A 12,279-nucleotide genomic window follows, 5' to 3' on the forward strand; every position below is an offset into this window, starting at 1 on the left:
GGTGTCCTCAGAAAATTTTGGTGTCCTCAGAAAATATAGTCGGTGGTCAGGAAGCTCGAGTTCCGGCCGCTGATGATCTCGCTGAGAAGCTCTTTACTGCTTTCCTGGAACTTGGTCGCCACCAGGGTCCGGATCGAAAACACCCGCAGCGCATCATGCACCGACAAGGTGCCCTCGGCGGAGTTCTTGCGGCCGTTGAACGGGTAGGTGTCGGGGCCGCGCTGGCACTGGGCGTTGAGGTTGATCCGGCCGACCTGGTTGGCGAAGGTGTCCACCAGCCTGCCGACCGCCACCGGGTTGGTGCCGAAGATGCTCAGTTGCTGGCCGAAGTCCGATTCCAGGACGTAATCGATCACGGTGTCCAGATGACGGTAAGGCACGATCGGCACGACCGGGCCAAACTGTTCTTCCTGATAGACGCGCATCTGCGGTGTCACCGGGTACAACACGGCCGGGTAGAAGAACGATGCCCGGGACTCACCACCATTGGGGTTGACCACGGCGGCGCCTTTGCTGACCGAGTCCGCCACCAGCGAATGCAGATAATCGACTTTGCTCGCCTCCGGCAGCGGTGTCAGGGCCACGCCGCTGTCCCACGGCATACCGGGTTTCAGTGAGGCGAGCCTGGCGTTGAATTTCTCGATGAACGCCTCGACCACGTCTTCATGGACGAAGAGGATTTTCAGCGCGGTGCAGCGCTGACCGTTGAACGACAGGGAGCCGGTAACGGCTTCGCTGACCGCGTTGTCCAGATCCACCTCAGGCAACACGATGCCGGGGTTCTTCGCATCCAGGCCCAGTGCCGCACGCAAGCGGTGAGGCCTTGGGTGGAGTTTTTTCAGGTCGCTGGCGGCCTTGTTGGTGCCGATAAACGCAAAGATATCGATCTTGCCGCTGGCCATCAGTGCGCTGACGGTCTCGCGGCCACTGCCGTAAATGACGTTGATCACCCCGGCCGGGAAGCTGTCGCGAAAGGCTTCCAGCAGCGGACGAATCAACAGCACCCCAAGCTTGGCCGGCTTGAACACCACGGTGTTGCCCATGATCAGCGCCGGAATCAGCGTGGTGAAGGTCTCGTTCAGCGGATAGTTGTAAGGCCCCATGCACAACGCCACGCCCAGCGGAACGCGTCGGATCTGGCCGAGGGTGTCCTGTTCCAGTTCGAAGCGGCTGGAGCGGCGGTCGAGTTCCTTGAGGGCGTTGATGGTGTCGACGATGTAGTCGCAGGTGCGGTCGAACTCTTTCTCCGAATCCTTGAGGTTCTTGCCGATCTCCCACATCAGCAACTTGACCACCGCCTCGCGCTGTTCGCGCATCCGACCGAGGAAGGTCTCGACATGCTGGATACGCTCGGCCACGCGCATGGTCGGCCACAGGCCCTGGCCCCGGTCATAGGCACGGACAGCCGCGTCGAGCGCGGTCAGGGCGGTGTCGGCATCGAGCAGCGGTGTGCTGCCGAGGATTACTTGTTCGTCGCCATTCGCGCCGCTCAGGTACACCGGGCTACGGACTTGGGCGAGGGGCCCGGACCAGGTTTTCAGTTCACCGTCGACCAGGTATTCGCGCTGTTCGGTCTGGCCGTTGAGGCGATACTTTTCCGGGATGCCGTCGGCGGTGGGAAACAGGTTGCCAAGGATCGATGCTGTGGTCATGTCGCTACCCCGTCTGGATTGGGTGATGCACTGATGAATCGTTTTAGCAGACCTCGGCCTGGCTTGTCATGATTCATCTTAGGGTTTTTTGGGCTCGGCGTTGTGGATCGCGAATCTGTCGGCTCATCCGCTCATGAAAGCCGATCTTTTCCCCTTGAGAACACACAAGTAACGATCCCCCGGTTAAACTTCGCGCTCTTTCTCAAAGGAGTTCATATGAGTTACTACCAGCCGGGCATCCTCGCCACCCCAGTTCCGCCTCAAGCTCGTCATATGTTCTTCGCCCTTGAATCCGCCGAGGCACTGCCGGCAGCGCTGGATAACCTGACGCGCCTGGTGGACGGAAAATCGGCGGTGGTCGGTTTCGGCGAGTCCCTGGTCAAGGCGCTGCACGCGCAGATCGACGGCTTGCGCGCCTTTCCTGCGCTGGTCGGTGTCGGCGTCGACAACCCGTCGACCCAACGCGCGCTCTGGTGCTGGTTGCACGGTGTTGACCGTGGCGAACTGCTCAATCGCAGCCACGCGATCGAAGCCGCGCTGGCACCGGCCCTGCGTCTGGTGCAGATGAACGAAACCTTCCGCCACATGACTGGCCATGACCTGACCGGTTACGAAGACGGCACCGAAAACCCTCACGATGAAGCCGCTGTCGCCGCCGCGCTGCTGGGCGAGGGCGCTGAGGGGCTGGTCGGTGGCAGCTTCGCCGCGATCCAGCAATGGCAGCATGACTTGAAAGGCTTCCACGCGATGCCGTCCCACGAGAAGGACAACATCATGGGCCGGCGCCTGAGCGACAACGAAGAACTCGACGACGCGCCGATCTCTGCCCACGTCAAACGCACCGCCCAGGAAAGCTTCGCACCGGAAGCCTTCGTGGTCCGTCGCTCGATGCCGTGGATCGAAGGCGATCGCGCCGGCCTGATGTTCCTGGCATTCGGTTTTTCCCTCGATGCATTCGAAGCCCAACTGCGACGCATGAGCGGTCTGGAGGACGGCATCACCGACGGTTTGTACCGCATCAGCCGACCGATCACTGGCGGCTACTACTGGTGCCCGCCGCTCAAGGACGGTCGCCTCGACCTGCGCGCATTGCGTGTCGGCTAAATAGCGGATCGCGTACACGTGTAGGAGCGAGGCTTGCCCGCGAAGGCGGTGTGTCAGGTAAAACGCTTTCGCGGGCAAGCCTCGCTCCTACAAAAAACCATTAAAAGGATTTGCTGACACTCGCCACCAGGGTCGCGCTGCACACATCGTCGAACCCCCAGTTGCTGATGCATTGGCTTTTCGACAAATCGGTATCGATGTAACTCAACCCTAGCAGCACCCCGGCCACTTCGCGGGTCAGCTTCGCCTCCCACTCGTGGTAAGCCTCCTCGCCATGCCCCGAGGCCGAATACAGGCGCGGGTCTTTGAAGTCCATTTCGCCGTAGCGCAGTTTCAGCCCCAGCCCATAGGGCAATTCGGTTTCGTAGCCAACGTAGCGGTACAACGTGCTCTGTTTGCTGTCGATGCCCGGTGCATCGGCAGAGTAATAGGCCGCGAGTTTCACGCCATAGACGTCGAGAATCCCGTAGACCTCGCTCTGATTGAACTGGCTCTCTTTTGGATACGCGTATTTGAGATAGCCGACATCCAGGCTGACGGCGTCGGTCGCCTGCCACAGCCAACCACCGTAGTAGTCGACTTCCTGGCGGGTTTTCAGGCCACCGCCGAAATCGACGTTCGAACTCCAGGCGCCCAGGTACAGGCCGCTGCTGTGGGCCAGGGTCACACCGGCTTGCACGGCGGGGTCGTTCTGGGTTTGCGAGATGCCGCGAGTGCGATAGTCGCTGGCCAGGGTCAGGTCGACCAGCACGGCGAAGTCGTCATTCAAGGGCAGGGCCTGGCTGCCCAGGGGCAACAGGCTGAAGGATGCGAGGGCGAACAGGGTGAACGCTTTCATGGTGCAGTGCCTTTGTTGTGATTGTTATGGGCAGATTTGAGACAACGCTGCTCCAGGCCCCAGCGATGAACGCGGAGTTGGGCTGCGTGTACAGGCGATTTTTCTCAGAGTGTCGGGGCGTAGACTTCGCGACCGGCGAACCAGGTTTGCAGCACTTGGGTGTCGTGCAGGGCTTTCTCATCGACGCTGAACACGTCGCGGTCCAGAACGATGAAATCGGCTTGCTTGCCGGGGCTCAACGAGCCGATTTGCTTCTCTAGACCGATAGTGCGGGCTGCGTTGAGGGTGTAGGCGTAGAACATCGTTTCCCGGTCGATGCGTTCGTCGGCGTTCAACACACCCAACGGGCCGTTTCGGGTGATCGCCTGGGCGATGGCGTTCCATGGATTGGGTGAAGACACCGGCCAGTCGCTGGCTCCGGCGATCGTCGCGCCCTGTTTGAGCAGCGAGTGCGCCGGGTACTGATAGCGGAAGGCGAGGGCGCTGACGTAAGGCTTGATCATGTCCAGGGTGTAATCGTCGGCGGAGGCCCAGAGCAACTGCATGGAGGCGATGACGTTGAGCGGTTTGAACCGCGCAAACTCTTTCGGGTTGACCATTTGCAAGTGGGTGATCGAGTGAGTCACGCCGCTCTGGCGATCCTTGCGCGCCTGGGCGATGCCGTTCAGGGATTCGCGTACCGCGCGGTCGCCGATGGCGTGGATGTGCACCCGCCAGCCGCGTTGATCGATGGCACTGACCAGTTCGCCGAAGTGCTTCGGATCGATCAGCAACTCGCCCTGTTTTTGCGAGTTGGTGTAAGGATCGATCATCGCCGCGCTCTGGGCCGGGTATTCGATCACGCCGTCGGCAAAAATCTTGATACCGGGCAGGGTCAGGTTGGGGATGCCCTGGAATTGCTGGCGGACCTTGTCCAGCGTGTCGAGATCGGCCGGTACGCTTTTCGGATTGGCCACCAGCAGGGCCGCGACGTGGGCGGTCATGCCACCGCTTTGCGACAGCGCTTTGTACACCGGCAGTACGCCGACGGTTTTCTCCGTGGGTTTAAGGGCAAACACCGGCTCGCCAGGGGCGGCGTTGGCAGCGGGGTCCATCCAGGCCGTAATGCCCAGGCTGTTGTTGTAGCGCACGGCGGTTTGCGCGGCGCGCAGCATGTCGGCGGCACTGGGCGCGGGCATTTTTAACGCAACCCGATCCCAACCGGCGTCCACCAGAAAACCGTTGGGGCTACCATCGGCAAGCTTGCCTATGGTGTCGAGTTCGTCGGCCGGCAGGTTTTGCAGCAGGGTGGCGTCGATGCCCGCGCGTTCGAGCATGACGTTGTTGGCCCAGGCGGTGTGGTGGTCGCTGCCGGTGAACACCACAGGCACCTTGGCCCATTCGCCGCTGTTGAATTTTTTGCCGAGGGCCTCGGCCTGGGCCCAATACGCCGAACTCATGCCGGCCACGCTCAGCACATCGCCGTGTTTCGCCTTGCCGTCATCACGCCATCCGCGCAGGCGTTTTTCCAGCTCATCGAGGTCGACCACCTCATCTTCCATATTGGCCGAGGCCATTTCCAGACCGCCGAAAATCGCGTGGGAATGGCTGTCGATCAGGCCGGGCATCAACGTCTTGCCGCCGAGGTCGATCACTTTCGTTTGCGATTCAATCAAGGCTTTTATCTGTGCATCGCTGCCAACTTGCAGCACTTTGCCGTCCTGCACCGCCAGGGCCTGCACCTTGGGCTGGTTGCGGTCGGCGGTGAATATCTTGCCGTTGAGCAGCACCAGATCGGTCGCTGCCATGGCTTCCATCGAGGCAAAAGCCACAGCGGCCATCAATAGATTCGGGAGGAATCTTTTCATTGAATGTTTCCTTGTTATTGCGTCTGATGGCCAGATTAGTGGCTGCTTATGCTCAACAGAACGCCTCACTCACGAAAAACGTTTTTGCCGGAATGGAAAAAGAATGGACAAGTTGGGTGCGTTGAAAATGTTCGTGGTCACGGCGCAACTGGGCAGTTTCAGCCGCGCCGCCGAGCAACTGGGCAAGACCCCGTCGGCCCTGACCAAAGCGGTCAATCACCTGGAGGCCGAGCTCGGTGCCCGGCTATTCGAGCGCAGCACCCGGCGGATTCTGCTGACGGAAGTGGGGCGGCTCTACCTGGAAACCGCGCGTCAGGTGTTGCAGCGGCTGGACGAGGCCGGTGAGGAAATCGAGCAGTTGCAGCATGGCCTGCGCGGCAATCTGAAAATCACCGCGCCACTGGCCTATGGGCATGCCTTTCTCGATCAGGTGTGTGGCGGTTTTCTGGAGCAGTATCCGCAGATCAATCTGCAAGTGGACCTGTGCGATGAGTTCGTCAATCTGCTGGAAAGCGGCTACGACCTGGCCCTGCGCGAAGGCCATGACGACCTGCCGGGGCTGATCGCCCGCGTCGTTGGCAGCAATCGTCTGGCGTTGTGTGGCAGCCCGGCCTATCTGGCGCGCAAGGCGTTGCCGGTCACCCCGCAAACCCTCGATGAGCACGAATGGTTGCTGTATCGCCATCCCTTGCTCAGCCGCGAATTCTGGTGGGCCGAGCGCGATGGGCAGCGCTTGAGCCTGTCGCAACCCCAGGCGCCACGGCTGCGCAGCGACAATTACGACTTGCTGCTGGCCAATGCGCTGGCCGGACGCGGGTTGTTGCACACGCCGCTATGGAGCGCTGCGCCGTATCTGGCCGACGGTCGACTGGTGCGGGTGATGGCGGACTACGACATCGATCCCGACAGCTTTGGCCCGCACATTCTGGCGGTGTACCCGAGCCATCGGCGAGCGACCGCCAAAGTCGTGGCTTTTATCGATTACATCGCCGGGTTTCTGGCCTCTCGCGGGCTGAGCTGACTGGCGGCCCTTGCCAGGAAAAAGCCGAAAGAGTACAAATGTACTCCATGACGACTTTAACTCCCCGCCGTACCGCCATCCTGACCTTCATCCGCGATCGCATCGCCGAACACGGTCAGCCCCCGAGCCTTGCTGAAATCAGCGAGGCCTTCGGTTTCGCCTCCCGTAGCGTGGCGCGCAAGCACGTGCTGGCGCTGACCGAGGCGGGTTTCATCGAGGTCAATCCGCATCAGGCGCGCGGCATCCGCTTGTTGAACCAGCCGCCGCGGCCCGAGCTGCTGGACGTTCCGGTACTGGGCCGCGTGGCGGCCGGTGCGCCGATCGGTGCCGATGCCGAGGTCCACAGCCGCTTGCTGCTCGATCCGTCGATCTTCTCGCGGGTGCCGGATTACATGCTGCGGGTCCAGGGTGATTCGATGATCGAGGACGGCATTCTCGACGGCGATCTGGTGGGCGTGCGGCGCAATCCTGAAGCGCTCAACGGCCAGATCGTGGTGGCGCGGCTCGACGGCGAAGTCACCATCAAGCGTTTCGAGCGGGTCGGCGATACCGTTCGCCTGTTGCCGCGCAATCCGGCTTACCAGCCGATCATTGTTCGAGCCGATCAGGAGCTGGCCATCGAAGGCGTGTTCTGTGGTCTGGTGAGGCAAGGGTGATGGGCGCCGTCGTTGCGCTGGATACGCTGTTCAATGGCGGCCAGGTCTGGAAGGGCCGACCTGCGCCACCGGCCGTCAGCCCGCAACCCACGGGGCATGCGGCGCTGGATGCGGCGTTGCCGAGCGGTGGCTGGCCGGAAGCGGCGCTGAGCGAAATCCTCCTGGCCGGGCAGGGCGTGGGTGAGTTGCAACTGGTGTGGCCGACGCTGGCACGGCTGTCGGCGGCGGGCGAGCGCATCGTGCTGGTGGCGCCGCCCTACGTGCCGTATCCCCAGGCCTGGCAGAACGCCGGGGTCGATCTGCGCCAGTTGTCGATCATCCAGGCCAGCGAGCGCGATGCGCTGTGGGCGGCGGAACAATGCCTGCGTTCGGGCAGTTGCGGGGCGGTGTTGTGCTGGCCGCACAAGGCCGATGACCGGGCGTTGCGACGTTTGCAGGTGGCGGCCGAAACCGGGCAGACCCTGGCGTTCGCCTATCGCTCGCTCAGTGAAGCCATCAACCCGTCGCCAGCGGCCCTGCGCATCGCCATCGACGCCAAGCCTGCTCAGTTGCGGGTGCTCAAGTGCCGGGGCGGGCTGGCCCGTTCGGCGCCGATTGCCTTTGCCGTGGGGCATTGAGGTTGCCATGCGCTGGGTGTGCATTGTCTTCCCGCAATTGGCGCTGGACGCGGTACTGCGTCAGCGCCCCGACCCCGATGAGCCGTTGGCGCTGCTGACCGGCCCGGCCCAGCGGCGGGTGCTGCAGGCAGTCAACGGTGCGGCACGGGCGCTGGGTTTGCGACCCGGTCAGTCGATGACGGCCGCACAGGCCCTGAGCAAAGGGTTCGTCACCGCCGAATACGATGCCGCCGAAATCGAACATTGGCAGCAGTTCCTGGCCGCCTGGGCCTATCGGTTCAGCTCCCAGGTCAGCGTGCATTACCCGCGTGCCGTGGTGTTTGAAATCGAATCCAGCCTGGGCTTGTTCGGGCCCTGGCCGCAGTTCGAGGCGCGGCTGCGCGCCGAGCTCGCTGAGCTGGGGTTTCGCCATCGGATTGTCGCCGCGCCAAATCCGGTGGCGGCGCGGGTGCTGGCCAACGTTTATGACGGTCTGGTGGTGCCGGACAATCAAGCCTTGCAGCATCACCTCGGGCAACTGCCCGTCGATCGCATTGCCCTGGAGCCCAGCGTTGCTACGGCGTTATCGCGCATGGGGCTGCGCACCTTGAGTCAGGTGCAGGCGCTGCCCCGGCATAGCCTGGCCCGGCGTTTCGAGGCCCAGGTGCTCAAGCATCTGGACAGCCTGTTCGGTGAGCGGCGGTTGGCGCTGGCGTTTTACCTGCCGCCGGACCGTTTCGATGTGCGCATCGAACTCAATTTCGATGTGCAATCCCATCAGGCATTGTTGTTTCCTTTAAGGCGATTGACCGGCGATCTGTCGGCGTTCCTCTGCGGCCGGGACAGCGGCGTGCAACGTTTCGACTTGCACCTGGAACACGCCGGCTTGCCGGACACCGTGATCAAGGTCGGCCTGCTCAGCGCCGAGCGCGATCCGGCGATGCTGTTCGAACTGGCCCGGGGGCGGCTGGAACAGGTTCAGGTCGAGGCGCCGGTGCGCGGTTTTCGTCTGCGCGCCGAAGATCTGCCGGCCTTCGTGCCCCAGCGTCAGGAGCTGTTCGACGACCGTCCGCAGCAGTCCTTGCCCTGGGAGCAACTGCGTGAACGCTTGCGCGCACGGCTGGGGGATGACGCGGTGCAGGGCTTGCGCTTCCAGGCCGATCACCGGCCGGAATGCGCGTGGCAGACCACTGTCGACAGCCAGGCCTGCGAGGGGCTGCCTGCCGTGCAACGTCCAGGCTGGTTGCTGACTGAACCGCAGGCGGTACACGAAAGCTCGACGCGCATCCTCATGGGGCCGGAGCGCATCGAGTCCGGCTGGTGGGACGGCGACGACGTGCGCCGCGATTACTACCTGATCGAAACCCGTTCCGGTCAGCAGGGCTGGGCCTATCGGGCGGTGGGCGAAGACGGTCCGTTGTGGCTGCAAGGCTGGTTCGCATGAGCGTCGACTATGCCGAGCTGCACTGCCTGTCCAACTTCAGTTTCCAGCGCGGTGCCTCCAGTGCGCTTGAGCTTTTTCAACGGGCGAAAAAGCAGGGCTATCAGGCGCTGGCAATCACCGACGAATGCACGCTGGCGGGTATCGTCCGTGCCTGGCAGGCGGCCAAGACCGTGGAGCTGCCGCTGATCATCGGCAGCGAAATGCGCATCGAAGGCGGCCCGAAACTGGTGCTGCTGGTGGAAAACCTCGAAGGTTATCAAGCCCTGTGCCGACTGATTACCCGCGCCAGACGCCGCACGCAGAAAGGCCAGTATCAGGTGCTGCGGGAGGATTTCAGCGAGCCGTTGCCGGGCCTGTTGGCGTTGTGGGCGCCGGACGCCGTCGATGATTTTGCGCAGGGCCATTGGCTGAAGCAGAGCTTCGCCGAGCGCCTGTGGCTGAGCGTTCAGTTACACCGCGGGCAGGACGACACCCGGCGACTGGCAGCACTGCTGACCCTGGCGCGGGAACTGCGGATCCCGGCGGTGGCCAGCGGCGATGTGCATATGCACGCCCGCGGCCGGCGCGCCTTGCAGGACACCATGACCGCAATCCGCCATCACGTTCCCGTGGCCGAGGCCGGGTTGTGTCTGCACCCCAATGGCGAACGGCATTTGCGCAGCCTCGACGACTTGCGCGATCTCTACCCGCAGGCGCTGCTCGACGAGACGCTGAACATCGCCCGGCGCTGTACTTTCGACCTCGGTCAGTTGCGTTATCAATATCCCCGGGAACTGGTGCCCGAGGGGCACACGGCCACGTCCTGGTTGCGGGTGCTGGCAGAAAAGGGGATTCGCTGGCGCTGGGAAAAAAGCCCCAAGGCCGAGGTGTTGGCGCAGATCGACAAAGAACTGGAGCTGATTGCCGAGCTGGGGTACGAGAGTTATTTCCTGACGGTTCACGACATTGTGAATTTCGCCCGCCAGCAACACATCCTTTGTCAGGGCCGCGGTTCTGCCGCCAACTCGGCGGTGTGCTTCGTGCTGGGGATCACGGAAATCGACCCGGATCGCAGCACGCTGCTGTTCGAGCGCTTTCTCTCCAGGGAGCGCAACGAACCGCCGGACATCGACGTGGATTTCGAGCACGAGCGGCGCGAAGAAGTCCTGCAGTATGTGTTTCAGCGTTATGGCCGGGCCCGTGCGGCGCTGACGGCGGTGGTCAGCACTTACCACGGTGCCGGCGCAATCCGCGACGTGGCCAAGGCGTTGGGTTTGCCGCCGGATCAGGTCAACGCCCTGGCCGACTGTTGCGGCCACTGGAGTAATCAGGCGCCGCCCGTCGAGCGCCTGCGTGAAGGTGGTTTCGACCCCGATAGCCCGGTGTTGCGTCGAGTGCTGAGCCTGACCCAGCAACTGATCGGTTTTCCCCGGCACCTGTCCCAGCACCCCGGCGGTTTCGTGATTTCCGAGCAGCCTCTGGACAGCCTGGTGCCGGTGGAAAACGCCGCCATGGCCGAGCGCACCATCATCCAGTGGGATAAGGACGATCTGGATGCGGTCGGGCTGCTCAAGGTCGATATTCTGGCGCTGGGCATGCTCAGCGCGATTCGCCGTTGTTTCGATCTGCTGCGTCGGCACCGGGGCCGCGACCTGAGCCTGGCGACGGTGCCGGCCGAAGACCCGCAAACCTACGAGATGATCGGCCATGCGGACACCATCGGGGTGTTCCAGATCGAGTCCCGGGCACAGATGTCGATGCTGCCCAGGCTCAAGCCCAAGAACTTCTACGATCTGGTGATCGAGGTGGCGATCGTTCGTCCGGGGCCGATTCAGGGCGGGATGGTGCATCCCTACCTGCGGCGGCGTAAGGGCGAAGAAGAGGTGAAATACCCGTCGAAAGAACTTGAAGCGGTGCTGAAACGTACGCTGGGCGTGCCGCTGTTTCAGGAGCAGGTGATGCAGATCGCGATTGTCGCCGCCGACTACAGCCCCGGCGAGGCTGATCAGTTACGCCGCTCCATGGCGGCCTGGAAACGCCATGGCGGACTGGAACCGCACAAGGAACGCCTGGCGGACGGAATGAAGAAAAACGGCTACACGGCGGAGTTCGCCGCGCAGATCTTCGAGCAGATCAAAGGCTTCGGCGATTACGGTTTTCCCGAATCCCACGCCGCCAGTTTCGCCTTGCTGACCTACGCCAGTTGCTGGTTGAAATGCCACGAGCCGGCGGCTTTCGCCTGTGCGCTGATCAACAGCTGGCCGATGGGGTTCTACAGCCCGGACCAGATTCTCCAGGACGCCCGCCGCCATCATTTGCAGATTCGCCCGGTGGACGTGCGGGCCAGCGACTGGGATTGCAGCCTGGAACCGATCACCGGCGCGCAGCCGGCCATTCGCATGGGGCTGCGGATGATCAAGGGCTTTCGCGAAGACGATGCCCGGCGTATCGAGACGGCAAGGTCGAAAGGGGCGTTTGCCGACATCGCCGACCTTGGCGAACGGGCACGACTCGATGCTCGCGCCCAGGAACAACTGGCTGATGCCGGTGCACTGCGCGGGCTGGCCGGTGACCGGCATCGGGCGCGCTGGGAGGTGGCGGGGGTGCAGAAGCAGCTCGGTTTGTTTGCCGGTCTGCCGAGTCAGGAAGAGCCGGCAGTGGAGCTGCCCAAACCCACCGTGGGCGAGGACCTGCAAGCCGATTACGCCAGTGTCGGCACCACCCTCGGCCCGCATCCGCTGGCGTTGCTGCGGGGGGAACTCAAGGCCCGGCGCTGTCGCAGCTCCAGGGAATTGCTGATGGTCGAGCATGGGCGTCCGGTCAGCGTCGCCGGGCTGGTCACCGGTCGACAGCGTCCGGGAACCGCCAGCGGTGTGACCTTCGTGACACTTGAAGACGAATTCGGCAACGTCAACGTGGTGGTCTGGCGCGATCTGGCCGAACGGCAACGGCAGGTATTGGTCGGCTCGCAATTGCTCAAGGTCGACGGGCGCTGGGAACAGGTGGGCGAGGTGCGGCACCTGATTGCCGGACGCTTGAGCGACCTGAGTTCATTGCTCGACGGTATCCATGTGCGCAGTCGGGATTTCCACTGAGCCTTGGTGGTGGATATGTCACCTGTGCAGGAGCAGCTTGTCGCAGG

Annotated in this window: 9 protein-coding genes; 6 read left to right on the top strand and 3 right to left on the bottom strand. The window is 63.0% G+C overall.

The genetic code is table 11. The annotated features are described in order from the left end of the window. Positions 1-26: 26 nt before the first annotated feature. Entirely contained in the window at positions 27-1,652 is a 1,626-nt protein-coding gene (locus tag F475_RS10430; protein ID WP_086946267.1) for an NADP-dependent glyceraldehyde-3-phosphate dehydrogenase, read from the bottom strand. A gap of 216 nt (positions 1,653-1,868) precedes the next feature. Between F475_RS10430 and F475_RS10435 the strand changes: the two genes are divergently transcribed. Next, on the top strand, positions 1,869-2,756 hold the full coding sequence (locus F475_RS10435; protein ID WP_111453864.1) for a Dyp-type peroxidase: 888 nt from the start codon (positions 1,869-1,871) through the stop codon (positions 2,754-2,756). A gap of 100 nt (positions 2,757-2,856) precedes the next feature. Here the strand turns inward: F475_RS10435 and F475_RS10440 are convergent, their stop codons facing one another. Both F475_RS10440 and F475_RS10445 read right to left on the bottom strand, forming a co-directional pair. Continuing rightward, the gene (locus F475_RS10440; protein ID WP_111453865.1) at positions 2,857-3,594 is read right to left on the bottom strand and encodes a TorF family putative porin; all 738 of its coding nucleotides are present in this window, start codon (positions 3,592-3,594) and stop codon (positions 2,857-2,859) included. Positions 3,595-3,698: 104 nt separating this feature from the next. Next, a complete protein-coding gene (locus F475_RS10445; protein ID WP_111453866.1) occupies positions 3,699-5,441 on the bottom strand; it encodes an amidohydrolase in 1,743 nt (580 codons plus the stop codon). Between the two features lie 103 nt (positions 5,442-5,544). Between F475_RS10445 and F475_RS10450 the strand changes: the two genes are divergently transcribed. The 5 genes from F475_RS10450 to F475_RS10470 are packed head-to-tail and all read left to right on the top strand — an operon-like array spanning position 5,545 to position 12,232. Then, on the top strand, positions 5,545-6,462 hold the full coding sequence (locus F475_RS10450; RefSeq protein ID WP_111453867.1) for a LysR family transcriptional regulator: 918 nt from the start codon (positions 5,545-5,547) through the stop codon (positions 6,460-6,462). Positions 6,463-6,500: 38 nt separating this feature from the next. After that, complete coding sequence (gene lexA / locus F475_RS10455; RefSeq protein WP_111453868.1) at positions 6,501-7,118, top strand: transcriptional repressor LexA; 618 nt, start codon at positions 6,501-6,503, stop codon at positions 7,116-7,118. Continuing rightward, positions 7,118-7,735 carry a translesion DNA synthesis-associated protein ImuA gene (gene imuA, locus F475_RS10460; RefSeq protein ID WP_019578465.1) on the top strand — a complete coding sequence of 206 codons (618 nt, stop codon included), beginning with the start codon at positions 7,118-7,120 and terminating at the stop codon, positions 7,733-7,735. Before lexA ends, imuA begins: the two co-directional genes overlap by 1 nt. A 7-nt stretch (positions 7,736-7,742) precedes the next feature. Continuing rightward, complete coding sequence (locus F475_RS10465) at positions 7,743-9,158, top strand: DNA polymerase Y family protein (protein ID WP_018927626.1); 1,416 nt, start codon at positions 7,743-7,745, stop codon at positions 9,156-9,158. Further along, positions 9,134-12,232: an error-prone DNA polymerase gene (locus F475_RS10470; RefSeq protein WP_218281482.1), complete on the top strand. Its 3,099-nt coding sequence runs from the start codon at positions 9,134-9,136 to the stop codon at positions 12,230-12,232. The genes F475_RS10465 and F475_RS10470 overlap by 25 nt, the downstream gene beginning before the upstream one ends. Positions 12,233-12,279: the final 47 nt, after the last annotated feature.

The organism is Pseudomonas sp. URMO17WK12:I6 (assembly GCF_003253625.1).
In the GTDB taxonomy this organism is placed as follows: domain Bacteria; phylum Pseudomonadota; class Gammaproteobacteria; order Pseudomonadales; family Pseudomonadaceae; genus Aquipseudomonas.